The sequence below is a fragment of the Mycobacterium sp. NPDC003449 genome (genome assembly GCF_053588415.1).
This window is the reverse complement of sequence record NZ_JBSFPX010000051.1, coordinates 12,791-38,502: the sequence shown is the minus strand read 5'-3', so window position 1 is coordinate 38,502 and position 25,712 is coordinate 12,791. Positions and strand designations below refer to the sequence as shown.

Here is a 25,712-nt window from a genome sequence, read left to right as displayed (position 1 = left end):
CCACAACGAACCGGGGCCTGCTACCCGGCGCTCCGGTACCTACCGGGACGGGACTCACACCCGCTAGTCCAGTCCAACTTTCAGGACGCAACACGTCGCCAGTCTAGGACCACGCGTTACCGACCGGGTCGCGGGATTTTTGACGCGACTGTCGGCGCGTTGCCGACCGGGCGTGCATCGGCGGCCTGCCGGGGTACATCGGTCTGGAACTGGCCGCGCAAGGGGTCGTCGGCCCGGGCGCCCGCCGGTCCCGAACGCGCCGCGGTTTCCCGATATCGCCGGTTTAAGGTGACCACAGTCCGGTGGAGGGAAATGTCGGTTCAGGTTGCGATAGCGCTGGCGTCGGCGCTGCTGCTCACGGCGGCGGCCGCCGTCGCGGTGGTGCGTACCCGCCGGGTCGTGGCCACCCCCACCGAACGGGCCGTCCACGCCGCCCTGCACACCGCATCGCTGGCCGCGCACGCCCTGCGCCGGGGCCTGGACACCGAGTCCGCGCGGACCGCCGCCCCCTTCCTGCGCGAGCTGACCGGCACCGCGGGCCTGGCCCTGTTCGACGGTGACGGCGAGCTGCTGGCTCAGGACCAGGGCGACGAGCCGATCTGGCACCCCGATGTCGCCGAGGCCTGTGCGGGCACCGTGGGCGAGTCGATCACCGCGGGCCGACGGCTCCTCACGACCGTGCGAACCACGGCCGTCGTCGCGCAACCGCTTTTGACCGAGGGCGGCGAGGTGCTCGGGGCGCTGGTCGTGGTGACCGTGGCCAACCCCGGCCCCGGCATGCTTGGCGCGGTCGGCGAGGTAGCCCGCTACGCGGCGAGCCAGATCGAGCTGGCCGAACTCGACGCCTCACGAGCCCGGCTGGACCGCGCCGAGGTGCTCGCGTTGCGCGCCCAGATCAGCCCGCACTTCATCTACAACGCGCTCAACACCATCGCCTCGTTCGTGCGCACCGACCCGGACCGGGCCCGCGACCTGATCCTGGAATTCGCCGATTTCACCCGGTATTCGTTCCGCGCGGCCGGCCAATACACCACACTCGCCGACGAACTGCGCAACATCGACCGGTATCTCACCCTGGAGCGGGCCCGGTTCGGTGCCGCGTTGACGGTGCGGCTGCAGGTGGCCCCCGAGGTGCTCAACGTGGTGGTGCCGTTCCTGGCCCTGCAGCCGCTGGTGGAGAACGCGGTGCGGCACGGTCTGGCCGGGCGGGGCGGCGGATCGCTCGAGATCGTCGCACGCGACGCGGGCACCGACTGCGTCATCACGGTCGAGGACGACGGCGCCGGAATGGATCCCGACGACCTGCGGGCCGGGCCGGGCGATGCGCTGGCCGACCAGACTGATCCCCCGGTCGCTGCGCTCCTGCCCGCCGGAACCGATCAGTCCGCGCATGTCGGGTTGACCAATGTGGACCATCGGCTGCGCGCCGCGTTCGGCAACGATTACGGTTTGGTGGTCGAGACGGCTGTCGGAGCGGGTACCAAGGTCGCGATGCGGGTGCCGAAGTTCCGCTCGGGAGTTCGGGCCAGCGGAGGTGCGTTCGGGTGAGTCCCCTATGAGCAGGGCGCTGACGGTGCTGGCCGTCGACGACGAGGCGCCCGCGCTCGACGAGCTGGCCTACCTGTTGGGCAGGCACCCCGAGGTCGGCGATGTGCACACCGCCGGTGATGCCACCTCCGCGCTGCGCGAGCTCAACCACGCCACCATCGACGCGGTATTCCTCGACATCAACATGCCCGGCCTTTCGGGTATCGAACTCGCCGGTGTGCTCACCAATTTCGCGCACCGGCCCGCCGTGGTCTTCGTGACCGCGCACGATGACAGGGCGATCGCGGCCTTCGATGTGGGCGCCGTGGATTATCTGCTCAAACCGGTCCGGCAGAACCGGCTCGACGAGGCGGTGCGCCGGGTCGCGGCGGGCATCACCGGTGCCTCACCCGGTGAGCCGCCACCACAGGTGGATCAGGACGACCAGGACTCCGCGGTGATTCCCGCCGAGCTCGGTGGGATCACCCACCTGGTCCAGCGGGACAGCATCGGCTGGGTCGAGGCCGAGGGTGACTACGCCAGGCTGCATTCGGCGACCGGCGCACATCTGGTCCGGATCCCGTTGAGCACCTTGGAAACCCGCTGGCGCGACCACGGCTTCCAGCGCATCCACCGGTCGTATCTGGTGTCGCTGCGCCAGGTGACCGGCCTGCGCACGGCCGACGGGGCGGTGCTGGTCCGGCTGCGGGCCAACGGAGCCTCCCCCGCCGTCGAGCTGCCGGTCAGCCGGCGCCAGGCCCGAGAACTGCGCGACCGGGTCGTGCGCGACCCGCTGCGCAATCTCAAACCCGGTGGCGACGATGAGTGACGGCGAACGGGCCGGACCCCATGCGCGGCAGCGGGTCGTGCTCGCGCACCGCCGCGGCGCCCGGATGGTCCGCACCCGCGTCGAGGTCCAGGAGCAGACCCAGGTCGGCGACGCCCTGGTGCGCGGGCTGGTGCGGGCCCAGCTCGGGCTGGCGCTGCGGCTGGCGGCGGTGGTGGTCTCGATCGTCGCGGCGCTGCTGGTGCTGACCACGGCGCTGCCGGAACTGGCCGCGCTCACCGTGTTCGGCATCCGGCTGAACTGGCTGATCCTGGCGGGCCTGGTCTATCCCCTGCTCTATGGGGTGGGCCGGCTGTATGTCCGCCTGGCCGATCAGGGCGAGCGGGACTTCGTCCGGGTCGTCGACAGCGAGCCGTGACCGGCTCACCGCTGACCGCGGCCGCGCTGCTCACCGCGGCGGTCGCTACGGTCGCCATCGGGGCCTACGGGGTCCGGTTCTCGCGCACCACGTCGGACTTTCTCGTCGCGTCCCGCAGCGTCGGTCCGCGCTGGAACGCCGCCGCGGTGTCCGGTGAATACCTCTCGGCCGCATCCTTTCTCGGGGTGGCCGGGCTGATCGCCAAGTACGGTGCCGACGCGTTGTGGTATCCGGTCGGATTCACCGCCGGCTATCTGGGCCTGCTGCTGTTCGTGGCCGCACCACTGCGCCGCTCCGGGGCCTACACCGTTCCCGACTTCGCCGAGTTCCGGCTCGGCTCACCACGATTGCGTAAAGTGGCGATGCTCGTCGTCGTGATGATCTGCGTGTTCTATCTGGCCCCGCAGTACCAGGGCGCCGGCCTGGCCCTGAAAACCCTGCTGAAGGTCCCGGTCTGGGTCGGCCCGCTGTTGGTCGGCACGATCGTGATCGCCAATGTGGTGGCCGGGGGCATGCGGTCGATCACGTTCGTGCAGGCCTTCCAGTACTGGCTGAAACTGACCGCGATCGCGGTGCCCGCCCTGGCGCTGCTGGGCCTGTTCGTCGGCGACCGTGGTGACCTGGGCGGCCCGCTGCCACCGAGCGTCCGGCAACAGACCACCGTCCAGATCGAGACCGACGTCGTGGTCCGGGTGCTCGACCCGGCCGGCATCGAGGTCACCGGCAGCCTCGACGATCGACACGTCGAGGCTGCCACCATCGGCGCACCCGGCGACCACACCCTCGGCGCCGGAACGACTCTCACTCTGGCGGCCGGCGCCGCGACCCCGGTGGTCGCCGGCACCCCGAGCACGGGCGCCGAATGGATCGCCTCGGGTGGTGGGCTCGGCGGCCCGCATCCGCTCTACCAGGTGCTGTCCATCATCGTGGCGACGTTTCTGGGCACCATGGGCCTTCCGCATGTGCTGGTGCGGTTCTACACCAACCCGGACGGGCGGGCGGCCCGGCGCACCGCGCTGACGGTGATCGCGCTGCTGTCGCTGTTCTATCTGTTCCCGACGCTGCTCGGGGCATTCGCCCGGTTGTACGTGCCCCAGCTGCTGATCACCGGAACCGCGGACGCCGCAGTGTTGTTGGCGCCGGGCGCGGCGATCGGCGGGGTGTTGGGCCAGCTGCTGGCCGCGCTGGTGGCGGCGGGGGCGATCGCGGCATTCCTGGCCACCTCGTCCGGTCTGCTGGTCAGCATCGCGGGCGCGCTGGCGACCGATGTGCTGCGCGGCCGGGTCCGGGATTTCCGGTTCGCGGCGGTGCTCGGTGGCGTCATTCCGATTCCGTTGTCGCTCATGGTCTCCGGCCTGGAATTGTCCCGCAGCGTCGGGCTGGCGTTCGCGGTGGCGGCGTCCACCCTGTGCCCGCTGCTGGTGCTCGGCATCTGGTGGCGCGGGCTGACCGCGGCGGGCGCGGCCTGCGGTCTCGTGGTAGGCGGGCTGGTGTGCGGCGGTGCGGTGCTCGTGGAGATCGCCGGTGGGGTCGACGAGGATGTGTTGGGCGGCTGGCCCGCCGTCATGGTGGGCTATCCGGCCGCGATCAGTGTGCCGCTGGCGTTCCTGACGATGATCGCGGTCAGCCGGTTCACCGCCACCGCCCCCGGCGTCGCGCAGATCTTCGCCCGCATGCATCTGCCGGAACGCCTCGGCATGGGCATCGAGCGCGTCCCACCCGGCTGATTTCCCTCCCGTTTCCTCCCGCGAGCAGACGTGGCGGTACCCGGAAACCGGCAATTCCGGGTACCGGAGTGTCTGCTCGCGGGAGGGAAACGACGCGCGGCTATGTGGCCCAGTCGCGGTTGAGCAGTTCGACTCGGTCGATGTTGTCCTCGGCCCAGGCGCGCAGCTGTTCCAGCGGCTCGGACACGCTGACCCCGAGTTCGGTCAGCATGTACTCCACGCGCGGCGGCACCTCGGCGTACACCGTGCGCGTCACCAGTGAAGCCGCTTCCAGGCGTCGCAGCGTGCGGGTCAACATCTTGGCGCCGATGCCGGGCAGCCGCGCCTGCAGCTCCGAGAAGCGCACGGCGTCCCGATCGTCGAGCAATCCGATGATCAACGCCGACCATTTGTTGGACAACAGATCCAGCAGCGCCCGGCACGGGCAACTGTCCGAGTACACGTTGTGCTGATCGTGGCGCCCGGTCGGGCACGGCCTGGCCAAGCCGCCCTCCTTCCACCTGCATCGATTCCCACCGTGACACTAACCGGCCTTGCAGGGAACCGGCACCACGGCGCTAACCTCGCGGCCATCGGGCCAGATGTTGGCCACACCGAGAACGGAGTGCATATGGCAACCATGTCTGCGATCGGGTCCTACGCCGGGCTGCCCATAGATGACCCGAATGCGCTACAGGACATCACCGTCGAGGTGCCCAAACTGCGCCCGCGCGACGTCCTGGTCAGGGTCCTGGCCGTGTCGGTCAACCCGGTCGACATCAAGCGGCGCCGCGACCTGGCCGGATCGACGAGCCCCACCGTGCTCGGGTTCGACGCCGCGGGTGTGGTGGAGGCGCTCGGTCCCGACGTCGAGACGCTCGGCGTCGGGGACGAGGTCTTCTATGCGGGCGATATCAGCCGACCCGGCACCAACGCCGAACTGCATGCCGTCGACGAACGCATCGTCGCCCGCAAGCCGAAGTCGTTGTCGTTCAAGGACTCCGCGGCGCTGCCACTCACCACCATCACCGCATGGGAAACGCTGTTCGAGCGGTTCGCCCTGACCGATCGATCATCGGGTGATCTCCTGATCCTCGGCGCCGCGGGCGGGGTGGGTTCGATCATGATCCAGCTCGCCAAGAAGCTCACCGAGGTGCGGGTCATCGCGACCGCGAGCCGCGAGGATTCGCGACGGTGGGCACTGCGGATGGGCGCCGACGACGTCATCGACCACCATGACCTGCGCGCGCAGTGTCTGGCCGTCGCACCCGACGGGGTCGATTACGTCTTCTCCCCCCATTCCGCGGGCAACGTCGAGACCTATGCCGCGATCACCCGGCCGTTCGGACACATCACCGCGATCGACGAACCCGAGGGACTGGATCTTCTGCCGTTGAAGACCAAAAGCATTGCCTGGCACTGGGAGTTGATGTTCACCCGCCCGCTGACCGGATTCGACATGGAAGGTCAGCAGCGGTTGCTCACCGCCGCGGCCGGTCTTGTCGACCGTGGCGAACTGCGCACCACCCGCACCGAGACCATCGGAGATTTCAGCGCGGCGGGGCTCCGCGAGGCGCACCGGATGGTCGAGTCCGGGCGGATGGTCGGCAAGGTGGTCGTGCACCGCTGACGGCCCGGTTTCTCCCGATTTCTCCTTGGCGAGCAGACGTGGCGGTACCCCAAATGGCGCGTGAACGGGTACCGGCGCGTCTGCTCGCGGGAGAAAAGGGCTCGCCGCTTATCGCCGGTCACCGACCGTTCGGCGCACCGGTCCCCAGCTTTGGCGTATCGCGACCGATCGACCCCGATTGTGATTCACATCTCAACTAGGTTCAGCTGCACAGCTGGTTCACAGTCGACGATCAGGAGTCACCGGTGCCCGAAACCCAATCGCCCGAACGGGCTGCGCCCACTGGAGCGGAGTTCCTCGCCGCCCAGACCAGCCCGGAATTCCAGGAGCTGCGCCACCGACTGCGCCGCTTCGTCTTCCCGATGACCGCATTCTTCCTGCTCTGGTACGCCCTGTACGTCCTGCTCGGCGCCTTCGCCCACGACTTCATGGCCACCCCGGTGTTCGGCAACGTCAACGTCGGCCTGCTCATCGGCCTCGGCCAGTTCCTGTCCACCTTCGTCATCACCGGCCTGTACGTGCGGTTCGCCAACCGGGAACTCGACCCGCGCGCCGCGGCCATCCGTGAGCAACTGGAAGGCCGCGCACTGTGACCGTCACGTTCCACGCCGCCGAGACCGTCGGCAATCCGATCGCCAATATCGGCATCTTCAGCCTGTTCGTCGTCGTCACCATGATCGTGGTGATCCGGGCCAGCAAGAAAAACGCCACCGCCGCCGAGTTCTTCACCGGCGGGCGCGGGTTCTCCGGCCCGCAGAACGGCATCGCGATCTCCGGCGACTACCTGTCGGCGGCCAGCTTCCTCGGCATCGCCGGGGCCATCGCGGTGTACGGCTACGACGGCTTCCTCTACTCGATCGGCTTCCTGGTGGCCTGGCTGGTGGCCCTGCTGCTGGTGGCCGAGTTGCTGCGCAACACCGGCAAATTCACCATGGCCGACGTGCTGAGCTTCCGGCTCAAGCAGCGCCCGGTGCGGTTGGCCGCCGCCATCTCGACGCTCACGGTGTCGCTGTTCTACCTGCTGGCCCAGATGGCCGGGGCCGGTGGCCTGGTCGCGCTGCTGCTCGACGTCAACAGCCACGCCGGACAGTCGATCGTGATCGCCGTCGTCGGCATCCTGATGATCGTCTACGTCCTGGTCGGCGGCATGAAGGGCACCACATGGGTGCAGATCATCAAGGCCGTGCTGCTGATCACCGGCGCCGCCCTGATGACGGTGATGGTGCTGGCCAAGTTCGGCCTGAACTTCTCCGACATCCTCGGCTCGGCGCAGTCGGCGATCTCGGAAGCCACCACCAAGGGTGTGGCGACCCGCGATGTGCTGGCCCCGGGCGCCCAGTACGGCGGTTCACTGACCTCCCAGATCAACTTCATCTCGCTGGCCCTCGCCCTGGTGCTGGGCACCGCGGGGCTGCCGCACGTGCTGATGCGGTTCTACACCGTGCCCACCGCCAAAGAGGCGCGGCGGTCCGTCGTCTGGGCGATCGCGCTGATCGGTGCCTTCTACCTGTTCACCCTGGTGCTGGGTTACGGCGCGGCCGCGCTGGTGGGACCCGACCGCATCCTGGGCGCCGCGGGTGGGGTGAACTCCGCGGCTCCGCTACTGGCGTTCGAACTCGGTGGTGTGATCCTGCTCGGCGTCATCTCCGCGGTGGCCTTCGCGACCATCCTCGCGGTCGTGGCCGGCCTGACCATCACGGCGTCGGCCTCGTTCGCGCACGACATCTACGCGTCGGTCCTCAAGTCACACAAGGTGACCGAGGCCGAGCAGGTGCGGGTCTCCCGGATCACCGCGGTCGTGCTCGGCGTCTTCGCGATCGGCCTGGGAATTCTGGCCAACGGCCAGAACGTCGCCTTCCTGGTCGCCCTGGCGTTCGCGGTGGCCGCCGCGGCGAACCTGCCGACCATCGTCTACTCGCTGTACTGGAAGCGGTTCAACACCAGGGGCGCACTGTGGAGCATGTACGGCGGCCTGATCTCGACCATCGTGCTGATCGTGTTCTCGCCCGCGGTGTCGGGTTCGGCGACGGCGATGATCCCCGGTGCCGACTTCGCCTTCTTCCCGCTCGCCAACCCCGGCATCGTGTCCATTCCGCTGGCCTTCGTGCTCGGCATCATCGGCACGCTGAGCTCCCCGGACCAGGGCGAGCCGGAACTCGACGCCGAGATGGAGGTGCGGTCGTTGACCGGCGTCGGCGCCGAAAAGGCGATCGCCCACTAGACGCGAGCGGGCGCCCCGCTACACCGCATCCGCGATCAATGTTCGCGCGCACGGTCTTTCGCCTGGATCGGCAGAGATGATCGTGCGGGCCAGGTCGAGGTCGGCGGGGCGCCCGCTGGTGAGGGCTCCGACCAGGCGGTCGTCGCGGAGGTACCACACCGTGAACACCCCGCTCTCAACGGAACCGGTGACGATCTCGGTGTTCCAGTACCGGGCCGCACCCACGTACTCCAGCCGGGCCCAGTCGGCGATATCGGTCCAGAAGTACGGCACCTCACGGTGGTCGGCCCGGGCGCCGAGCATATTGCGTGCGGCGGTGATTCCCTGGGCCGCAGCGTGGCGCTCGTGCTCGACGCGCAGCTGGCGGCCGTGCAGCACGCTGTGGTATTCGCAGACGTCGCCCGCGGCGTAGACGTCGGGATGCGATGTGCGCAGCTGACTGTCGCAGCGCACGCCGCCGCTCTCACCGATCCGCAACCCGGATTTGGCGGCCAGTTTCGCGTCGGGGACCGCCCCGACGCCGACCACGGCCAGGTCGCAGGCGATCTCGACGTCGTCGGTGGTCCGCACACCGGCCAACGAGTCGGTGCCGGTGAACGCGGCGACGTCGGTCCCGCCGAGGATCTCGACGCCGTGGCGGCGCAGCAGTCCGTCGACGAACATCCCCACGGTGCGGCCGAAGGTCCGTTCCAGGCACAGGGTCTCCTGCATCACCAGGGTGCACCGGTGGCCCTGCGCGGACATCGCCGCGGCGACTTCGACCGCGATGAACGAGCCGCCGACCAGGACGATGCGTTCGGCCGCAGCCGCGTCCTGCCGTAGTTTGTGCGCGTTGGCCGGCGTGCGCAGGTAGTGGATGCCGGGCAGCGCCGCGCCGTCGACGGTCAGGCGGCGCACCATCGCCCCGGTGGCAATCAGGGCCCTGTCGTAGTCGAGTGTCCGCTTGTTGGCCAGTGTTACCCGATGTCCGCTGAGATCCAGTGCGGCAACGGCACTGCGGGTGAGCAGCTCGATATCGTTGTCCGACCACCAGTTCGGGTCGGCGATCGCGATGGCATGGTCGGGATCCGACAGCAGTGCCTTGGTGATCGGCGGGCGGTGATACGGGGCGTCGAGTTCTCGGCTCAACAGGGTGATGGCGCCGGCGTAGTTCTGGCGGCGAAGTTCCTCGGCGGCGCCTGCGGCGGCGACGCCTCCGCCGATCAACACGATGCGACTGATGTCGGTCAAGGTCCTAATCCTCGTCGTCGTAGGGCTCGAATTCGGCCTTGCGGGCACCGCACACCGGGCAGACCCAGCCGTCGGGGATGTCCTCGAACGCCGTGCCCGGCGCGATACCGCCCTCGGGGTCACCCTCCATCGGGTCGTAGATGTCGCCGCACGCGATGCAGATCCACTTCTGGGTGAGCGAAGCCGTTACGGACATGGTCGTTGCGCCTTTCTGAATGGGAAATGGTGGGGGTGGGCTCACCGTCGGGCACCCAGCGGGTCTGGCTCGGGTCGAGCAGCGGCGCCAGGTCCTCGTGGCGGGCCCAGGCCAGCGATTCCAGCTCGATGGCGTCCAGCTCGATGGTCCGGCCGGTGCGCAGGTCCTCGATGACAAGCCGCGGGCGGCCGCCCGGATCGCGCAATCGCACTTGTACGTAGGCGAACTCGTTGCGGATCACGATCCCCTCGGAATCCGCCCGCGCCGACGACGTGGTTCCCGACTGCAGGGTCTTGCCGGCGGCCGCGTCGTTCACAGTGGCATGCTCAGGTTGCCGAGATAGCCGTCGTTGTCGATCAGCGTGACCTTCTTGAGCCGGATCCGCAGGCCCGCCGCGGTGGCGACGAGGTGATAGCCGACCCGGCCGGCGTGCAGGAATCGGGTGTGGCGGCGGTATTCGGCGACGACGAACTTGGCTTCCACCCGCGCGGTGGCGGCACCGTTGTCGGTGCCGACCTCCAGCACCCGCACGTTGCCGATGACGTGGGCCGTGCGCGACGCCGGGATCTGGGCGTAGGCCAGGGTTCCGGTGAGCCGCTTGGTACGTTCGCTCAGCAGTTGGTGGTCGTCGTAGACGATCGACACGCTGCGACCGGTGTCGAGATCGTCGAAGCCGGCCGGGATCCAGTAGTGCGCGTCCTCGGTGAACAGGGCCAGCCAATCGGTGAACCGGTGCTGATCGAGCAGGTCGACCTCGTGGTAGATGAAGCTCTCCGCCGCGTCCTTGTTGATCCCCGACCCGGTGGCGGGCGCCGCGGCAGTCGGTTCAGTTGTTGTCATCACGATCCTCAATCAGTTGAAGCCAGCGCCGCAGATATGCCCGCTGCGGCACCTCGTCGGTCGAACGGCCTACTCGGATACCGGTTTCGGGGTCGATCTGCTCACGTTCGAGTCCCCTGGCCATCAGGGTCCAGTCGGCCGGGCTGGCCGTGGCCTGCAGACCGGCGGTGACCCGGTCGAAGCCGACCTCGATATCGTCGGCGGAGCCGTGTCCGGCGGGCCCGTAGAAGCTTTCGTGGTCGCGCAGGATCCGGATGCGAGTCTGCTCGTCGGCGCCGCGCGGGAAGATCGGGTACAGGTACACCCAGGTCTCGTCGACGGACCTCGGCACCACCAGCCGCAGGTGCGCCCCGACGAACGCCAGGCTCGGAAACACGTTGAGGTTGAACGGGATCAGCTCACCGATCGCAATGCCGTGGGTGTCCTTCTCGGCGCTGAGTTCACCGTACTCGTGCACGGCGTGCCCACCGCCGAGGTCCAGCCCGCGCCAGCTCAGGTTGGTCTTGACGTTCTTCACCCATGGGCTGCTCTTGCCGGTGCGCTCACGCAGGATATCCAGCCAGCTCTGGTGGGTGAACGAGAAGTGATAGGGGTCGATGGTGTTCTCGATCTGCAGCTTCCAGTTCCCGCGGAACACCAGTTTGTGCACATGCGAGGACAACTCGATGCCCTCGGGCGTCAGGTCGGCGATGAAATCCAGGTACTTGCGGGCGTTGCCCAGGTAGCCGCCCAGGTCGGTGGCCGTGGGAGACAACGTCGCGAAGATGAACCCGCGGTAGGTGTCGACCTGTGCGACATGGACCAGACCCATGGCGCCCTTGTCGAATTCGGCTCCGTAGCCGTCGTCGAACGGGACACCGGTCAGCTTGCCGGCCGAGTTGTAGGTCCAGCCGTGGTAGGCGCAGCGGAAGTAGTTGGAGTTGCCGAACTCCTGCTGGCAGACGGCCGAGCCGCGATGCCTGCACCGGTTGAACATCACGTTGATGGTGTCGTCGTCGGAGCTGCGGCTGACGATCACCGGCTGCAACCCGATGTGGGCGGTCTTGTAGTCCCCGTTGGACGGGATCTCGGACTCGTGGCCGACATAGACCCAGGTGCGGGCGTAGACGGTGGCCATCTCCTTGGCGAAGATCGCCGGGTCACGGTAGATCTGGCCGCTGACCTTCCAGTCGTCGGTGATCAATGACGACGACAGCCGTTCGTGGACTTCGGTCATGACTGCGGGCGTCCTTTCGGGTTGGTTGCGCGGTGGCGGCGCGGCCGCGTCAACGGGACTGGAGCTCATCCCAGTGCCGGGATCACGCTGGAGCGGATGGCCTGGGGCACATGGCCGTTGGTGGTCAGCGCCGCCTCGGTCTGTTCGATGGTGAATTGACCGGTGCACAAAAGGTGCAGTGGATACTTGCCGGACTCGATGAGGCGGAGCGTGGGCGGCACCGCGCTGCTCGGCCTGCCCCGGACGCCGCGGATGGTGAGCACCTTGCTGTTGAGGGCGGCCAGCACGGGCTCGGCGCTGCCGCCACCGCTCTTGGGCAGGCCGACCTGCACCAGGGTGCCGCGGTCGCCGGCCACCGCGAGCGCGGTCTCCAGGGCGGCACTGGCGTCGGCGGCGTTGATCACCGTATCGGCCAGCTGGCCGTCGGTGATCTCGGCGACGGCGGCCACCACGTCCGCGGTGTGGCCGGTGACGGTGTGGGTGGCGCCCAGCTGGGTCGCCACCGACAGCCGGTGAGCATCGCTGTCCTGGCCGACGACGATGACCTTGTCGGCACCCGCCTCGCGGGCGCCGATCACGCCGGCCAACCCGTGCGGGCCGGGGCCGACGATGACGGCGGTGCCGCCGACGGGCAGCGCGCCGATCCGGCTCACCCAGTCCAGGCCGTTGGCGATCGGGATGTAGAGCTGCAGCAGGTCGGCCTCGACGCCCTCGGCGACCTTGTGCACGATCGCCTGCGGATGCAGATAGAGGTAGTCGGCGTAGCCGCCGTACAGTCCGCTGCCGGCATGGATCGACTTGCCGCCGTACCGGTACACCCGGCACATCTGATACGCCCCGGCCAGACACGACCGGCACGTCCCGCACGGCAGGTACTCCTCGACCACGATGCGGTCGCCCTGCGCCACGCCCCAACGCGCGCTGGCCTGCTCACCGATCTCGACCACCCGGCCGACCAGCTCGTGGCCCAACACGCAGGGCAGCTCGTAGTAGGGATTGACGCCGTAGTAGGCGGCCACATCGGTGCCGCACACCCCGGTCGCCTCGATCTGCAACAGACCGTCGTCGGCGCCGAGGGCGGGTAACGCGAACTCCTCGATACGCAGGTCCCCCGGGGCGTACAGCACGGCCGCTCGACTCGTCCTCGTCACAAGCTCCACCCTTCAGAAAATAGAATTCTATATTCGCTGAGTGTGCTACGGTTCACAAATCAATGTCAAGCCAGCTCCGGGACGCGCTCGGCCGACGACAAGGAGACCCGATGAGCACCACCACACCGCGTTCCTCCCGTAAGAACGGCGTCGGCGCACGCCTTCCGCGACGAGAGGACAACCGGCACCTGCACGGCCGCGGCAGCTTCATCGCCGATCTGAAGCTGCCCGGCCTGCGCGAGGTCGCATTCGTCCGCAGCCAGGCCGCACACGGCCGGATCGAGGCCGTCGAGGTGCCCCACGACGCCGATCCGGGCACCATCTGGACCGCGGAAACGCTGGCCCCACACGCCCTGCCGTGCACCGCGACATCCACCCTGCCCGGCTTCCGGGCCGCCCCGCTGCCGAATCTGGCCCAAGGCAAGGTTCGCTACGTCGGCGAGCCGGTGGCCCTGGCGATCGGCGCCACCCGCGCCGACGCCGAAGACCTGGCCGAGCGGATCCGCGTCGACGTGTCGCCGCTTCCCGCGGTGACCGACATCGATTCGGCCATGGCCGACGACGCACCCCTGGTACACGATGACTGGCCCGACAATGTGTTCGCAACCACCGCAGGAAGTTTCGGCGACGTCGAGGCCGCAGCCCGCGACGCCGCGGTCAGCGTCACCCGCGAGTACCGGATGAACCGGCAGTCGGTGGTGCCGCTGGAGACCCGCGGCGTGGTCGCCCACTATGACCGGTCCACCGAGCAGCTGGTGGTCTGGTCGTCCACCCAGACCCCGCACATGATCCGCGACATGATCGCCGAAATGCTCCGGATCGAGGGACGCCGGGTACGCGTCATCGCCCCGGACATGGGGGGCGGCTTCGGCGCCAAGTGCTCGGTGTATCCCGAGGAGATCACGCTCGCCGCGATCGCGATGTGCGTGCCCTACCCGATCCGCTGGGTCGAGGACCGCTGGGAGGCGATGGTGGCCTCGACCCAGTCCAGGGACCACGACTACCGCGTCACCGCGTGGGCCGCGGCCGACGGCACGATCCTGGGCGTCGACACCGACATCGCGGTCAACGCCGGCGCCTACTCGGTCCACCCGTGGACGGCGACCATGGACGCCTCGATGGCCTCGGCGATGATCCCCGGCCCCTACAACATCCGCAACTACCGCTTCCGCGCCCGCAGTTTCGCCAGCAACCGCACCCCCACCGGCCCGTACCGGGGCGTAGCCCGCCCCGGCGCCTGCTTCGCCATCGAACGCACCATCGACGAACTGGCTCACCAGCTGGGCATCGAGCCGTACCGGATGCGGATCAAGAACATGGTGACCCCGGCCCAGATGCCCTACACGTCGGTGGCCAACAAGGTCTACGACAGCGGCGACTACCCCGAGGCGGTGCGCCGGGCCGCCGCCCTGATCGACCACGACCGCTGGCGCCGCGTGCAGCGCGATGCCGACCCGGCCGCCCGGACCCGGATCGGCATCGGGTACGGATCGTTCACCGAGCAGACCGCACACGGCTGCATCGAATGGGCCTCCCGCGGGCTGGCCATCACGATCGGCATCGAGGGCGCGCGGCTGGTCCTGGACTCCACCGGCTCGTTCACCCTCAGCGTGGGGATCAAGAGCCACGGCCAGGGCTCGGAGACCACCCTGGCCCAGGTGGTCAGTGAGATCTTCGACGTCGACCCGCATTCGGTGACCGTCAGCCACGGCGACACCGCGTTGACCCCGCGCGGGGACGGCACCTTCGCCTCCCGTTCGATGGTGATGGCGGGCGGCGCCACCTTCGGCGCCGCAAGCCGGCTCGCCGAGAAGGTGCTCCGCATCGCCGGAGTGCTGCTCGGCGAGGATCCGGCCGGGCTGACGTTCGCCGACGGCGAGGTGCGCGGCGCGTCGCGCAGCGTCACCCTGGCGGAGCTGTCCCGGGAGTTCCTGTTCACCCCCGACCATGTGCCCGGTGTCGAACCCGGCCTTGAGGCCACCTACTACTACAGTCCCGACGTCCAGACCGGCGCCTTCACCTACGCGACCCAGGTGGCCGTCGTCGAGGTCGACCTCGACACCGGCGAGATCCGGCTGCTGGACTACGGCGTCGTCGAGGACTGCGGCACGATCGTCAACCCGCTCATCGTCGACGGCCAGATCATCGGCGGGGTCGCCCAGGGCATCGGCACGGCGCTGCTCGAGGAACTGGTGTACGACGCCGACGGCCAGCCCAAGTCCACGTCGTTCCTGGACTACCTGCTGCCCGGGGCCGCCGAGATCCCCGAGATCAAACTCGAACACATCGAAACCCCTTCTCCGTTCACGGTATTCGGCATGAAGGGGGCCGGAGAGGGTGGGGCGATCGCCCCGCCTGCGGCGATCGCCAACGCGGTCACCGACGCCCTGCGGGAGTGCGGCGCGGAGGCCAACGAGACGCCCATGACCCCGGCACGCGTCTGGGCCGCGATCCAACGGGCCGGCGCGCCCGCCGATGAACTGGTGGTGGCCGGGTGAAGGCCGCCGAACTCACCCTGCACCGGCCGCGCACCGTCGACGAGGCGGTTCGCATCCTCGCCGACCGCGGCGACGATGCCAAGGTGATCGCCGGCGGGCAGAGCCTGCTGCCGATCATGAACATGCGCTTCGCCGAGCCCAGCGATCTGATCGACATCACCGGGATCGCCGCCCTGCGCCACTGCCAGGACCGCGGCCACCACGTCGACTACGGCGCGACGGTGACCCACATGATGCTCGAGCACCAACTGGTCCCCGACGCCGCCGGTGGACTGCTCAGCCACGCCGCCGCGGGCATCGGTTACCGGGCCATCCGTAACCGCGGCACCCTCGGCGGCAGCCTCGCCCACTGCGACTCCTCCGCGGAGTGGCCGACCGTCATGGTCGCCCTCGACGCAGGTGTCACCGCGACCTCGGTGCGCGGATCCCGCACGATCGCGGTATCCGACCTCCTGCTCGGCTTTTTCACGACCAGCCTGGACAGCGACGAGATCATCACCGAGGTGCGGGTGCCCCGCGTCCCCGGCGGCCGGATGTGGGCCCTGCACAAGACCAATCGGAAGGTCGGCGAGTTCGCCGAGTCACTGGCCGTTGGCACCTTCGCGGTCGGCGATGACGCCACGATCGTCGACCCCCGGCTGTGGCTGGGGGCCGCCCGCGACGTGCCGGTCCGGTTGTCGGCCACCGAGGACGCCGTCACCGGCCGGCCCGTCGGCGCACTGTCCCCCGGCGACCTGATCGGCCCCGTCGCCGCCGATATCGCAGCCTCCCCCGACACCTCCGACCTCGCCGAACGCCACCGGCTCCAACTACACGCGGTCACCGTTCACCGTGCGCTGCGCGGCGCCCGAAAGGCCGACTCCGATGACTGAGCTCACCGTCACCCTCAAGATCAACGGCGAGCGCCGCGAGGTCCGCACCAGGGGCCGCACCAGCCTCGCCGATCTGCTGCGCGACCAATTGGACCTGACCGGAACGCATCTGGGCTGCGAGCAGGGGGTGTGCGGGGCCTGCACGGTCCTCGTCGACGGGCTGCCGATCCGGGCGTGCCTGACGCTGGCCGGTTCCTGCGACGGTGCCGAGGTGACCACCGTCGAAGGCCTCGACGACGAGGACGCGGCGCGGCTGCGCGCCGAATTCTCCCGCCAGGGCGGCCTGCAGTGCGGGTTCTGCACCCCCGGCATGCTGATCGCCGGGTGGGATGTGATCCGCCGCCGCCAGGAGGACCTGTCACGCGAGAGCGTGTGTGAGGCCATATCGGGCAACATCTGCCGCTGCACCGGCTACAACGGCATCGTCCGGGCCGTTCTCAACGCCAACGAATCCGGCATCGTCGCCGAGCAGCACTGAGCCCCCGGGCATCCAACCGTCAGGAGAGAGATGGAATTCGTCAACCAGTTCGTCGTCCCGGAACCGATCGCCGACGCCTGGAAGCTGCTGTGCGATGTACCGACCATCGCGCCGTGCCTGCCCGGCGCCCAGGTGCGTCCCCTCGACGACGGAACCTACGAGGGCACCGTGTCGGTCAAGGTCGGCCCCGTCAAGGTCGGCTATCAGGGCATCGCCTCGTTCGCCGAGATCGACGAGGAGCGGCGCGCCCTGGTCCTCGACGCGCGGGGTTCGGAGACCAGTGGCAAGGGATCGGCGGCGGCGGTGGTGCGGGTCCGGCTCTCGGAGAAGGGGGCCGACGCCACGCTGGTCGACGTGGTCACCGAGCTACAGGTGACCGGGCGCATCGCCCAGTTCGGCCGTTCGGTCATGGCCGATGTCGGCGCCCGCCTCATCGGCCAATTCGCCTCCAACATCGAGCAATTGGTCGCCAAGACCGACACCGTGGACGCCGTCGAAGGCACCCAGGCCCGTGCCACCACCAACGAGCTCGACCTGGTCAGCCTCGGACTCCCGGTGCTCAAGAAGGCCGCCCCCACCCTGATCGGCCTGGCCGTCGGCCTGATCGTCGGTCGTCTGCTGCCCCGTCGCCGGCCCGCCCAGCAGATTCCCGACTTCGCCGCGATGTACCCCTTCGCCAGGCAATACCGGCGAGAGTTCTTCGGACCCGAGGACGCGCGCTGATGAAGACGAGCGAACAGATCGTCCAGGATCTGCCGTGGAAGTGGTCGGTGCAGGGCAAGGTCACCATCATCGGCGGCCTCGGCTACATGTTCGACGCCTGGGACGTCGCACTCAACGGCTACCTGACCCCGCTGGTGGCCACCGAATTCGACCTGTCGGCGGGCGATCGGAGCCTGGTCGCCGGCGCCAACCTGATCGGCATGGCCATCGGGGCGGGGATGTGGGGAACCATCGCCGACCGGCTGGGCCGCAAAAAGGCCTTCAGCCTGACCATCCTGACGTTCAGCCTGTTCTCGGTGCTGGCGGCGCTCTCGCCCGGTTACGAGGTCTTCCTGTTGTTGCGCTTCCTGGCCGGAGTGGGCCTGGGTGGATGCGTGCCGGTCGACTTCGCCATGGTCAGCGAGTTCGCCCCACGCAGGCAGCGTGGTCGCGCGGTCACCTCGATCGGGCTGTGGTGGCCGATCGGCGCCACGCTGGCCGGGGCGACCTCGATCGTGCTGTTATCGCTCGAGCAGAACTGGCGGTGGATGCTGGCCACCATGGTGCTGCCCGCACTGCTGCTGGTCTGGATCCGGCGCGACATCCCCGAGTCCCCGCTGTACCTGGCCCGCCGTGGCCGCGAGGACGAAGCCCGAAGGGTGATCGACGAACTCGTGCGCCGCACCGGCGCGACCGCCGAGGCCTATATCGTGCCGCCCTGCCCGACCACGCCCGGGCGCCCCGCCCGATCCAAACCAGCCGTCGCGTTGCAGCAGCTCAAACGGGTCTGGACGGTCAACCCCCGGGTGACCTCGGTGGCGTGGTTGTTGTCGATCAGCATCCTGGTCGTGTACTACGCGGCACTGAGTTGGATGCCGACCGTACTGCGGGCGCAGGGCTACGACCCCCAGACCGCGTTCGCCAGCACCACCATGATGACCGCGGTCGGCATCGTCGCCGTCGTCTTGTCGATCGCTCTGGTCGACGTCGTGGGGCGCCGCTGGCTGATCGCCTGTTCCGCACCGGCGGCCGCGGTGGCGCTGATCGCCTTCGCCATCGCTCTCGACCTACACGCCCATGCGGTCGTGTGGCTGGTGCTGTTCGGCCTGCTGATCCAACTCACCATGCCGGTGCTCTACACCTACACCTCCGAACTGTTCCCCACCGAACTGCGGGCCAGCGGCTTCGGCTGGACGTCGACGGTGAGCCGGATCGCGACCGGACTCAGCCCCATCCTGTTCGGCGCCGTGCTGTGGCCGCACCTGGGTTTGCCGGGAACCTTTGTGGCGCTGGCCGTCGCCGTGACCGCCGCGGTGGGGTGGATGCTCGTCGCCGGCCCCGAGACCCGCGGTCGCGAACTCGACCACATCACCGAAGCCGATCCCGAGCCGGTGCGCGCCGACCCCGCCTCACCTTCGCCGACCGCTCCGGGCCAGCCGATCGACGCGGCGTCCGGTCCGACCGGCACGACCGGGCCGGGACCACAAACCCCCCGAATTGACAACTGAATACGGTATGCTGTTTTGATGCGCGCGCAGCGGAGCGACGGACGATGACGACGCCATCTTCATTTGCTGCACCGGGCGGCAAGGCCGCCGGGGCCTCGCCGCCGGAAACCGTCACCGAGTTCGTCGTCGAACAGCTTCGCGACCGGATCGTGCTCGGCCGGATTCAGCCCGGGCAGAAGTTGTCGGTGTATTCGCTGGCCGAGGAGTTCGGGGTGAGCCGGGTGCCGCTGCGCGAGGCGGTACGTCAGCTGGAGGCCGAATGCTTGGTCGACAACCTTCCGCGGCGCGGCACCGTGGTCCGGCCGCTGAACATGGCCGACATCACCGACGCCTATCAGATCTTCGAACGCATCGAGGTCATCGCCGCTCAGCGGGCCGCCACCGGCGACGACGCCACCATCGGCAAGGAGATGCGGTACTGGCTGGACACCATGGCCACGCTGACGGAGCAGGGTGCGCCCGGTGCGGGCGAGCAGATGCTGCACGCCCACAGGGCTTTTCATTTCGCGATGTTCCGCGGTGCCGGCGAGGGGGTGCTGCAGCGGCACCTGAGGATGCTGTGGAACACCTGCGAGCGGTACGTGATCAAGAGCCGCACCCCCGAGCGGCAGCTGGCCGCGGCCCGCGAGCACGACGAAATCGCCCGCCAGATCGAGGCCCGCGACCCCGATGCGGTCGCCGCCGCGCTCGCGGTACACCTGCACGCATCGATGGCAGGCACGATGGAGACATTGCGCACGATGGGGATCGCCGAGTCCGCCAACCCGGGCTGACGAGTTCCGCGGCGCCGGGTCAGGATTCGTAGGCGTGCAGCAACTTTCGCAGCACCGCGCGCAGGTTGGCGTTCTCGGCGCTGGTCAGGGGTGCGAGCATGCGACGCTCATTGGCCACATGCACCGGGATCATCCGGTCCACCAGGTCGAGCCCGGCCGCGGTCAACGAGATCTGCTTGATCCGGCGGTTGTCGACGTTGGGTTCCCGGGTGACCAGCCCGCGTTCGACGAGCCGGTCGACCCGGTTGGTGATGGCCCCCGAGGTCACCATCGCCGATTCCATCAGCTGTCCGGCCGTCAGCGAATACGGCGGCCCACTGCGCCGCAGCGTCGCCAGGACGTCGAAATCGGCCAGTGAGCAATCGAATTGGGCCAGCGCGGTCTGCACCTGCTGTTCGAGGTGGCGCGACAACCGCCAGACCCGCCCGACGATGCCCATCGGCGAGGCATCCAGTTGCGGGTACTCGTGTGCCCATTGGTCGAGAATGCCGTCTACTTGGTCACTCATCGTCGCCTCCCCGGGAACCCGTCACCGGGTCACGGTAGCCGGTGCGGGGCGACACCGGAAACACCCCCGACTCCGACGTCGGGGGTGTTCGGTCTGACCACAATCAATCTCGGGCGGCAGACGCGCCGGCGAAGGCTGTTGCGCTGCTGTGCACGTCGTCGCCCACCGGGATCCGGCGGTCATTGAGCGCGGGAAACTCGCGGCGAAACGCCGCAGCCACGCCGAGATCGATCTCGGCCGTGATGACCTGTTCACCGTCTCCGCCAGCGGCGATCACCCGGCCGTAGGGGTCCACGATGCGGCTGGCGCCGCCCATGGCCAGCCCACCCTGCTCACCCACGGTGTTGCATTGCACGACGAAGGCCTGGTTCTCCAAGGCTCGGGCCCGGCCCAGCAGCTCCCAGTCGGTGCGCCGGGCCGCGGGCCATGCGGCGGGCACCACGAACAGCTCGGCGCCCTGTGTGAGCAAGGCGCGGAACAGTTCCGGGAACCTCAGGTCGTAGCAGATGGCCAGCCCGGCCGTCGCCGGCCCCAGCCGAACGGTGGTCACCGTCCGGCCGGCCTCCAGCATCAGCGGCTCCCCCTCACCGAAACCGAACCGGTGAATCTTACGGTAGCAGGCCAGCATTCGACCGTCCGGGCCGAACACCACCGAGGTGTTCCACAGCCCACGGCCCTGTTCGCCACGATCGGCCCGGGGCGTGGCCGCCTCGATGATGCTGCCCCGTGCAGGTACACACCGGCCCGCCGGGCCGCGGAGCTCAGCCGTCGCACCAGCTCGCCGTCGAGAGGCTCGGCGCGTTCCGCCCACAGCCGCGGGGTGAACGCGCCGTGAGCCCACAGCTCAGGCAACACGACCAGGTCGACGCCGCGCTGCGCGGTGACCATGTCGGCGACCCGTGCCACCCGTGCCGCCGGGCCCTCGGCCTCGTCGAAGGCGATCTGCAGCAGCGCGATCCGCAGCACCCGGCCTTGGCCCCGGTCCATCGGCACACTCATTGACGCAGCGGGATGGCCAAGGGCCGCAACGGCGCCCCGGAGGCACCGCGCAACCGGATCGGGGCGGCCACCACACAGAACTCGTGCACCTCGTCGCGGGCCAGCTCCTCCAGGTTGACCAGCTCGATCATCGGCACGCCCGCCTCGGCCAGGAAGTGGCAATGCCCCGGCAGCCAGTTGTCCTCGTGCTCGGACGGGCCCACCTCGACACACTCCTGATCGGAGGCGATCGCGGTGATGCTCTGCGCGGTGATCCAGCGGGCGGCCTCCAAGCCCAACCCGGGCGGATCCCCCAACACCTTCGCGCCTTCGGGCCAGTACCGCATCCGCCCGGTCCGCACGAATGCGATGTCACCCTCCTGCAGCGACAATCCGTTCCGCGACAACGCGTCTTGCAGGTCCTCGACGGTGATGGCATACGAATCGGGCAGGCAGTCGACGTTCTTGAGCCCGGCGACGTCGATGAGCACACCCCGAGTGATGATCGGCGGGATCATCTCCGCACCGCCGCGCATCCAATGCCGGCTGCCGAGGTGCTCCTCGGCGGAGAATCCGTTGTAGATCTTGCCGTCCACGCCGAAGTGGTTGAGCGCGTCGATGTGGGTGCCGGTGTGGGTGTACATGAAGATCACATCACCGGAGTAGCAGACGTGCCGGTTGACCTGCGCGCCTTGACCGTTGAGGTTGTCCACGGCGGTGCCGTTCGGGGTGTGGCTCATGTAGATCTGATACGACGGGTCGCCGGCCGCCTGGAAGCTGGGCATCCCGACGAAGTAGTCGATGCTCAGGTCGTAGACGGTGCTCGCGTCGGCACGCGCCAGGATCGCCGCCGCGCGCTGCGGGGTCAACAGGTTGAGCGCACCGCGCTCGTCGTCGGGCCCGTGAGGGCTCTGCCCCACCCGGATGTTGGCGCGCTTGCCAAGGGTTTCGGCGGTCATGACCGGGCCACTCCTTCCTGGCGCACGAAGTCGATCACGGCGCGTTCCTTGACCATCGGCAGCAACACCTCGACGAGTTTGACGTGGTCGGGGTGATCCGAGTAGACCCGCAGGCCCTCCCAGTCGTCGAAATCGGTGATCAGCACCCCGTCCCAGGGGTCGCCGTTGTCGCCGGGATCACCGGTGTGGCCACCGATCTCGAAGTGGCGCACCACTTCCTGCGACTTCGAGTATTCGGCGAGCAGGTCGATCACCGAATCGGCGTTCTGCGGGTCGACGACCTTCCAGGCGAAGACATGTCGAATCACGAGTCATCCTCTCGATAGTATTTAGAATGCTATTTTCTATTATCTCTTGCAGGTTAGGTCATCGAGGGGCGGTTGTCGAGCGACCGCCGGCTCCCCAACCCCCTTGACAGCCTTGGTTATTGAGCAGGCTGGGGCGAGCGCGCGGCGACGTCGTGCCCAACGGCGAGGGTGGGCATCAGCCTGGTGGCGAAGAACGATGCCGCCGCCAGCAGGCTCAGGAAGGCCGCCACCGCGGGCCAGTTGTTGTCGGTACCCAGCAGGGCGGTGGCGATCAGCGGTGAGAGGCCCGCGCCCAACACGGTGCCGATGCCGTACCCGATCGACATCCCGCTGTAGCGGATGTGCACCGGGAACACCTGCGCGTAGTAGGCCGGCATCGCGCCGTAGGACAGGCAGAACGGCGCGAACAGCACGAGGTACGCGGCGAACATCACCCAGAGGTTGGCCGTGCCCATCATCAGGAACCAGATCCAGGGCACCGCCACCATTCCCAGTGCGCCGAGCATGAATACGCGCTGGCGGCCCATCCGATCCGACAGGGCTCCGCCGTAGATGATGCCGGCGATACCGATGATGTTGGTCCCGCACACCAGTCCGAGCATCACCGATCGCGAGAAGCCCAGGGTCTCGGTGCCGTAGCTCAGCGAGAACACCGCCGACAGGTAGAACACCGCCCCGGTGGGCAGGTAGGAGACCGCCATCAGCAGAACCAGGCGACCGTGTTCGGAGACGACCGTCAACAGCGGCAGCTTCTGCACCTTGCCGCGCTTCTTGGCCTGCTCGAACTCCGGGCTCTCGGCGATCTTGAGCCGGATGACCAGGCCGAGCACCAGCAGCACCGCGCTGAGCAGGAACGGGACCCGCCACCCCCAGGCCATGAACGCCGCATCGGGCAGGTAGGACAAGACGAAGAACACCGCGGTGGCCAGGATGAGCCCGCAACTGGCACCGGTATTGATGATTCCGCCGAACAGCCCCCGCCGCTTGGGCTCGGCATGCTCGACGCTCATCAGCACCGCGCCGCCGTACTCCCCGCCCAGCGAGACGCCCTGGATCAGGCGCAGCACCACCAGCGCGATCGGTGCCGCGATGCCGATCGATGCGTAGGTGGGCAGCAACCCCATCAGGAAGGTCGCCCCGCCCATCATGCACAGCGTGACGATGAGCAGGGTCTTGCGACCGATCCGGTCACCGTAGTGGCCGACCACCGCCGCGCCGACCGGCCGCGCCACGAATGCGATCGCAAAGGTGCTCAGCGACAACAGGGTTCCCACGAATGAGTCGTAGTTGGGGAAGAACAGCTTGCTGAACACCAACGCCGACGAGGTGCCGTAGATGAAGAACTCGTACCACTCGATGACGGTGCCGGTGAGGCTGGCCGCCACGACGCGGGTGGGACGCTCGCGCGTGGCGGGCATCGCGGATTCGATCATGATCCTGCTTCCTGAGAGGGCTGGCGGGTGCCGGGTGGTGGGCGGCATGGCGCGGTCGCCGCTGCGGTTGACGACGCCCGATTCGGGAACCGGGCGGCCACAGCTAACTGGAGTCGGATGCTTGTGAACACTCCCCTCATACCGGTGGATGTGAGCTCCATAACACCAAATAGCATTCTAAATACTGAAGGCCCAGTCCTGTCAAGTCTTAACGTTAAGATTTGAAGACGGACGTGTACACCGTGTTTCGCCTAGTCACAGCCCCGCCAGCAGACGCAAACCTGCTCCGAATCCGGCGATTTGGGGCAGGTTTGTGTCTGCTCGGCCGGGGACGTTGAGTGCTATTACCTAAGGACTACCCGGCCGGCGAGCCATACGGTTCTAGCCATGACAGCACCGTTGTTCCCCAGCCCGGCCGAGGTCGAGGCCGCCACCCCGGCCGACCGCGACCGGGCCATCGACGTCATCCGCATCGGGTCGCTGGTCGGGGTGGTGATCGGGCACACCATCATGGCCACCAGCACGATCCGCGACGACGTCTTCGTGTGGAGCAACCTGCTCACCGCATCCACCGTCTTCCAGGCCCTGACCTGGGTTTTCCAAATCATGCCGCTGTTCTTCTTCGCCGGGGTGGCGGCATCCGTGCAGTCCTGGCGGCCCGGAACGGCCTGGGGCGGCTGGCTGCTGCGCCGCTGCACCCGGCTCTACCGCCCGGTGTTCTACTACCTGGCGTTCTGGACCGCGGCTCTGGCGGTGCTGCGGTTCGTCCTCCCCCGGCACGTGTACGAACCGGTCGCCGGGATATCGATCCAGCTCCTGTGGTTCCTTGGTGCCTACGTTCTGGTGCTGGCCGCGGTGCCCCTGCTGGCCCGGATCACCACCACCGAACGGTTCGCCGGCGCCGTGGCCTGCGGCTACGGGTTCGTCGCGCTGGTCGACGCGATCCGGATCCACCTCGACGGCTATGCGTCCCTCGGCTATCTCAACACCGTGGTGTGGCTGATTCCCGGCATGTTCGGCGTCGCCTACCGGCGCGGCCTGCTGACCGGCCGGGCCGCGCTCACCCTCGGGATCGGCATGCTCGGCGTGAACCTGGCCCTGCTGTACTTCGGCCCCTACGAGCTCAGCCTGGTCGGCATCGAGACCCAGCAGCTCAAGAACATGACGCCACCGTCGCTGCTGCTGGCCGGGCACGCGATCATGATGTGCGCGTTCGCGATCGCGGCGGCCCCCGCCATCGCGCGGTGGGCCCGGCGGCCCAGGGTGTGGTGGCTGGCCGCGATCGGCAACTCGGGTGCGATGACGCTGTACCTGTGGCATATGCCGCTGCTGCTGGCCACGCATCTGATGTTCGACTACCTGGGATTCGACCGCTATGACCCGTCGGCCCCCGGTTTCATCACGCTGTCGGTGCTGCAGGTGGCGGTGATGGCGGGTTTGGTGGCGGCGGCCTTCGTCGGGCTGCGCCCGCTGGAGAACTCACCGCTGGCCCTGTGGGACGGGGGCTCGGTCGGCACGGCCGGAATGCGCAGCGCCACAGTGGGTCTGCTGCTGTGTGCGGCCGGGGCGGCGACCCTGACCTCGGTGGCATGGGGCCTGAAGGATCAGGGGGTGTACTGCGTGGCGGTGATGCTGGCCGCGCTCGTCGCGGCGCGCTGGGTGGCTGCGACGGCTCATCATCAATGCCGAGGATTGCAGCCACATGGTGACTCCGATCCTCAGCGCAGTGACTACGCGGCGCGGCACGCGACGTCGTCGTAACGCATCCCTGAG

The 25,712-nt window shown here is 68.5% G+C and carries 28 protein-coding genes; 15 read left to right on the top strand and 13 right to left on the bottom strand.

All coding sequences use genetic code 11. The features are described 5' to 3' along the window. Window positions 1–312: 312 nt before the first annotated feature. The 4 genes from ACWDTP_RS15575 to ACWDTP_RS15560 all read left to right on the top strand — a co-directional run bounded on the left by ACWDTP_RS15575 (window position 313) and on the right by ACWDTP_RS15560 (window position 4,459). Window positions 313–1,548: a sensor histidine kinase gene (locus ACWDTP_RS15575; RefSeq protein WP_450021178.1), complete on the top strand. Its 1,236-nt coding sequence runs from the start codon at window positions 313–315 to the stop codon at window positions 1,546–1,548. A gap of 7 nt (window positions 1,549–1,555) precedes the next feature. Continuing rightward, window positions 1,556–2,356 carry a LytR/AlgR family response regulator transcription factor gene (locus ACWDTP_RS15570; RefSeq protein ID WP_450021176.1) on the top strand — a complete coding sequence of 267 codons (801 nt, stop codon included), beginning with the start codon at window positions 1,556–1,558 and terminating at the stop codon, window positions 2,354–2,356. Window positions 2,357–2,420: 64 nt separating this feature from the next. Continuing rightward, window positions 2,421–2,732, top strand: coding sequence for a hypothetical protein (locus ACWDTP_RS15565; RefSeq protein WP_450021184.1), 312 nt, complete (start codon window positions 2,421–2,423; stop codon window positions 2,730–2,732). Beyond that, on the top strand, window positions 2,729–4,459 hold the full coding sequence (locus ACWDTP_RS15560; protein WP_450021174.1) for a sodium/solute symporter: 1,731 nt from the start codon (window positions 2,729–2,731) through the stop codon (window positions 4,457–4,459). Before ACWDTP_RS15565 ends, ACWDTP_RS15560 begins: the two co-directional genes overlap by 4 nt. Window positions 4,460–4,559: 100 nt before the next feature. Here ACWDTP_RS15560 and ACWDTP_RS15555 read toward each other — a convergent pair whose 3' ends face one another. Then, complete coding sequence (locus tag ACWDTP_RS15555; protein WP_450021172.1) at window positions 4,560–4,943, bottom strand: winged helix-turn-helix transcriptional regulator; 384 nt, start codon at window positions 4,941–4,943, stop codon at window positions 4,560–4,562. 126 nt (window positions 4,944–5,069) lie between these two features. On the opposite strand from ACWDTP_RS15555, the gene ACWDTP_RS15550 reads away from it, so the two are divergent. From ACWDTP_RS15550 to ACWDTP_RS15540, 3 genes are all read left to right on the top strand, one after another. Beyond that, on the top strand, window positions 5,070–6,068 hold the full coding sequence (locus tag ACWDTP_RS15550; protein WP_450021171.1) for a zinc-binding alcohol dehydrogenase family protein: 999 nt from the start codon (window positions 5,070–5,072) through the stop codon (window positions 6,066–6,068). Window positions 6,069–6,313: 245 nt separating this feature from the next. Then, complete coding sequence (locus ACWDTP_RS15545) at window positions 6,314–6,661, top strand: DUF485 domain-containing protein (protein WP_450021170.1); 348 nt, start codon at window positions 6,314–6,316, stop codon at window positions 6,659–6,661. Next, the gene (locus ACWDTP_RS15540) at window positions 6,658–8,289 is read left to right on the top strand and encodes a solute symporter family protein (RefSeq protein ID WP_450021168.1); all 1,632 of its coding nucleotides are present in this window, start codon (window positions 6,658–6,660) and stop codon (window positions 8,287–8,289) included. The genes ACWDTP_RS15545 and ACWDTP_RS15540 overlap by 4 nt, the downstream gene beginning before the upstream one ends. A gap of 18 nt (window positions 8,290–8,307) precedes the next feature. Here the strand turns inward: ACWDTP_RS15540 and ACWDTP_RS15535 are convergent, their stop codons facing one another. From ACWDTP_RS15535 to ACWDTP_RS15510, 6 genes are all read right to left on the bottom strand, one after another. Continuing rightward, a complete protein-coding gene (locus ACWDTP_RS15535; RefSeq protein ID WP_450021166.1) occupies window positions 8,308–9,519 on the bottom strand; it encodes an NAD(P)/FAD-dependent oxidoreductase in 1,212 nt (403 codons plus the stop codon). A gap of 4 nt (window positions 9,520–9,523) precedes the next feature. Then, window positions 9,524–9,649, bottom strand: coding sequence for a rubredoxin (locus ACWDTP_RS15530; RefSeq protein ID WP_450021164.1), 126 nt, complete (start codon window positions 9,647–9,649; stop codon window positions 9,524–9,526). After that, on the bottom strand, window positions 9,639–10,031 hold the full coding sequence (locus ACWDTP_RS15525; RefSeq protein ID WP_450021162.1) for a hypothetical protein: 393 nt from the start codon (window positions 10,029–10,031) through the stop codon (window positions 9,639–9,641). Before ACWDTP_RS15525 ends, ACWDTP_RS15530 begins: the two co-directional genes overlap by 11 nt. Further along, window positions 10,028–10,555 (bottom strand): aromatic-ring-hydroxylating dioxygenase subunit beta, encoded by a 528-nt coding sequence (locus ACWDTP_RS15520; RefSeq protein ID WP_450021160.1) that lies wholly within the window; start codon window positions 10,553–10,555, stop codon window positions 10,028–10,030. Before ACWDTP_RS15520 ends, ACWDTP_RS15525 begins: the two co-directional genes overlap by 4 nt. After that, window positions 10,542–11,771 carry an aromatic ring-hydroxylating oxygenase subunit alpha gene (locus tag ACWDTP_RS15515; RefSeq protein WP_450021158.1) on the bottom strand — a complete coding sequence of 410 codons (1,230 nt, stop codon included), beginning with the start codon at window positions 11,769–11,771 and terminating at the stop codon, window positions 10,542–10,544. Before ACWDTP_RS15515 ends, ACWDTP_RS15520 begins: the two co-directional genes overlap by 14 nt. Window positions 11,772–11,836: 65 nt before the next feature. Continuing rightward, on the bottom strand, window positions 11,837–12,922 hold the full coding sequence (locus tag ACWDTP_RS15510) for a zinc-dependent alcohol dehydrogenase (protein WP_450021156.1): 1,086 nt from the start codon (window positions 12,920–12,922) through the stop codon (window positions 11,837–11,839). 110 nt (window positions 12,923–13,032) lie between these two features. Between ACWDTP_RS15510 and ACWDTP_RS15505 the strand changes: the two genes are divergently transcribed. The 6 genes from ACWDTP_RS15505 to ACWDTP_RS15480 are packed head-to-tail and all read left to right on the top strand — an operon-like array spanning window position 13,033 to window position 19,753. After that, on the top strand, window positions 13,033–15,420 hold the full coding sequence (locus tag ACWDTP_RS15505) for a xanthine dehydrogenase family protein molybdopterin-binding subunit (protein ID WP_450021154.1): 2,388 nt from the start codon (window positions 13,033–13,035) through the stop codon (window positions 15,418–15,420). Further along, window positions 15,417–16,292, top strand: coding sequence for an FAD binding domain-containing protein (locus ACWDTP_RS15500; protein WP_450021152.1), 876 nt, complete (start codon window positions 15,417–15,419; stop codon window positions 16,290–16,292). Before ACWDTP_RS15505 ends, ACWDTP_RS15500 begins: the two co-directional genes overlap by 4 nt. After that, entirely contained in the window at window positions 16,285–16,770 is a 486-nt protein-coding gene (locus ACWDTP_RS15495) for a (2Fe-2S)-binding protein (protein ID WP_450021150.1), read from the top strand. Before ACWDTP_RS15500 ends, ACWDTP_RS15495 begins: the two co-directional genes overlap by 8 nt. Before the next feature lie 30 nt (window positions 16,771–16,800). Next, entirely contained in the window at window positions 16,801–17,493 is a 693-nt protein-coding gene (locus ACWDTP_RS15490) for an SRPBCC family protein (protein WP_450021148.1), read from the top strand. Then, complete coding sequence (locus tag ACWDTP_RS15485; protein WP_450021146.1) at window positions 17,493–18,980, top strand: MFS transporter; 1,488 nt, start codon at window positions 17,493–17,495, stop codon at window positions 18,978–18,980. The genes ACWDTP_RS15490 and ACWDTP_RS15485 overlap by 1 nt, the downstream gene beginning before the upstream one ends. A gap of 44 nt (window positions 18,981–19,024) precedes the next feature. After that, the gene (locus ACWDTP_RS15480; protein WP_450021144.1) at window positions 19,025–19,753 is read left to right on the top strand and encodes a GntR family transcriptional regulator; all 729 of its coding nucleotides are present in this window, start codon (window positions 19,025–19,027) and stop codon (window positions 19,751–19,753) included. Window positions 19,754–19,772: 19 nt separating this feature from the next. On the opposite strand, the gene ACWDTP_RS15475 is transcribed toward ACWDTP_RS15480, so the two are convergent. The 3 genes from ACWDTP_RS15475 to ACWDTP_RS15465 form a co-directional block, all read right to left on the bottom strand. Next, a complete protein-coding gene (locus tag ACWDTP_RS15475) occupies window positions 19,773–20,261 on the bottom strand; it encodes a MarR family winged helix-turn-helix transcriptional regulator (protein WP_450021142.1) in 489 nt (162 codons plus the stop codon). A gap of 103 nt (window positions 20,262–20,364) precedes the next feature. After that, window positions 20,365–20,913, bottom strand: coding sequence for a nitrilase-related carbon-nitrogen hydrolase (locus ACWDTP_RS15470; RefSeq protein WP_450021140.1), 549 nt, complete (start codon window positions 20,911–20,913; stop codon window positions 20,365–20,367). After that, window positions 20,832–21,167 carry a nitrilase-related carbon-nitrogen hydrolase gene (locus ACWDTP_RS15465; RefSeq protein ID WP_450021182.1) on the bottom strand — a complete coding sequence of 112 codons (336 nt, stop codon included), beginning with the start codon at window positions 21,165–21,167 and terminating at the stop codon, window positions 20,832–20,834. Before ACWDTP_RS15465 ends, ACWDTP_RS15470 begins: the two co-directional genes overlap by 82 nt. Here ACWDTP_RS15465 and ACWDTP_RS15460 point away from each other — a divergent pair. Then, the gene (locus ACWDTP_RS15460) at window positions 21,093–21,263 is read left to right on the top strand and encodes a hypothetical protein (protein ID WP_450021188.1); all 171 of its coding nucleotides are present in this window, start codon (window positions 21,093–21,095) and stop codon (window positions 21,261–21,263) included. The genes ACWDTP_RS15465 and ACWDTP_RS15460 overlap by 75 nt on opposite strands. On the opposite strand, the gene ACWDTP_RS15455 is transcribed toward ACWDTP_RS15460, so the two are convergent. The 3 genes from ACWDTP_RS15455 to ACWDTP_RS15445 all read right to left on the bottom strand — a co-directional run bounded on the left by ACWDTP_RS15455 (window position 21,257) and on the right by ACWDTP_RS15445 (window position 23,939). After that, the gene (locus ACWDTP_RS15455) at window positions 21,257–22,198 is read right to left on the bottom strand and encodes a cyclase family protein (protein WP_450021138.1); all 942 of its coding nucleotides are present in this window, start codon (window positions 22,196–22,198) and stop codon (window positions 21,257–21,259) included. The genes ACWDTP_RS15460 and ACWDTP_RS15455 overlap by 7 nt on opposite strands. Then, entirely contained in the window at window positions 22,195–22,506 is a 312-nt protein-coding gene (locus ACWDTP_RS15450; RefSeq protein WP_450021136.1) for a Dabb family protein, read from the bottom strand. The genes ACWDTP_RS15455 and ACWDTP_RS15450 overlap by 4 nt, the downstream gene beginning before the upstream one ends. Before the next feature lie 116 nt (window positions 22,507–22,622). Continuing rightward, window positions 22,623–23,939: an MFS transporter gene (locus tag ACWDTP_RS15445; protein ID WP_450021134.1), complete on the bottom strand. Its 1,317-nt coding sequence runs from the start codon at window positions 23,937–23,939 to the stop codon at window positions 22,623–22,625. Between the two features lie 387 nt (window positions 23,940–24,326). On the opposite strand from ACWDTP_RS15445, the gene ACWDTP_RS15440 reads away from it, so the two are divergent. Next, window positions 24,327–25,700, top strand: coding sequence for an acyltransferase family protein (locus tag ACWDTP_RS15440; RefSeq protein ID WP_450021132.1), 1,374 nt, complete (start codon window positions 24,327–24,329; stop codon window positions 25,698–25,700). Window positions 25,701–25,712: the final 12 nt, after the last annotated feature.

Bases quoted from the DNA above. Each gene is read 5' to 3' on its own strand.
- ACWDTP_RS15570 (WP_450021176.1), top strand. From the start codon at position 1,556: ATGAGCAGGGCGCTGACGGTGCTGGCCGTCGACGACGAGGCGCCCGCG.
- ACWDTP_RS15575 (WP_450021178.1), top strand. From the start codon at position 313: ATGTCGGTTCAGGTTGCGATAGCGCTGGCGTCGGCGCTGCTGCTCACG.
- ACWDTP_RS15550 (WP_450021171.1), top strand. From the start codon at position 5,070: ATGGCAACCATGTCTGCGATCGGGTCCTACGCCGGGCTGCCCATAGAT.
- ACWDTP_RS15530 (WP_450021164.1), bottom strand. From the start codon at position 9,649: ATGGAGGGTGACCCCGAGGGCGGTATCGCGCCGGGCACGGCGTTCGAG.
- ACWDTP_RS15505 (WP_450021154.1), top strand. From the start codon at position 13,033: ATGAGCACCACCACACCGCGTTCCTCCCGTAAGAACGGCGTCGGCGCA.
- ACWDTP_RS15565 (WP_450021184.1), top strand. From the start codon at position 2,421: ATGGTCCGCACCCGCGTCGAGGTCCAGGAGCAGACCCAGGTCGGCGAC.
- ACWDTP_RS15455 (WP_450021138.1), bottom strand. From the start codon at position 22,198: ATGACCGCCGAAACCCTTGGCAAGCGCGCCAACATCCGGGTGGGGCAG.
- ACWDTP_RS15485 (WP_450021146.1), top strand. From the start codon at position 17,493: ATGAAGACGAGCGAACAGATCGTCCAGGATCTGCCGTGGAAGTGGTCG.
- ACWDTP_RS15520 (WP_450021160.1), bottom strand. From the start codon at position 10,555: ATGACAACAACTGAACCGACTGCCGCGGCGCCCGCCACCGGGTCGGGG.
- ACWDTP_RS15495 (WP_450021150.1), top strand. From the start codon at position 16,285: ATGACTGAGCTCACCGTCACCCTCAAGATCAACGGCGAGCGCCGCGAG.
- ACWDTP_RS15445 (WP_450021134.1), bottom strand. From the start codon at position 23,939: ATGATCGAATCCGCGATGCCCGCCACGCGCGAGCGTCCCACCCGCGTC.
- ACWDTP_RS15475 (WP_450021142.1), bottom strand. From the start codon at position 20,261: ATGAGTGACCAAGTAGACGGCATTCTCGACCAATGGGCACACGAGTAC.
- ACWDTP_RS15490 (WP_450021148.1), top strand. From the start codon at position 16,801: ATGGAATTCGTCAACCAGTTCGTCGTCCCGGAACCGATCGCCGACGCC.
- ACWDTP_RS15440 (WP_450021132.1), top strand. From the start codon at position 24,327: ATGACAGCACCGTTGTTCCCCAGCCCGGCCGAGGTCGAGGCCGCCACC.
- ACWDTP_RS15515 (WP_450021158.1), bottom strand. From the start codon at position 11,771: ATGACCGAAGTCCACGAACGGCTGTCGTCGTCATTGATCACCGACGAC.
- ACWDTP_RS15480 (WP_450021144.1), top strand. From the start codon at position 19,025: ATGACGACGCCATCTTCATTTGCTGCACCGGGCGGCAAGGCCGCCGGG.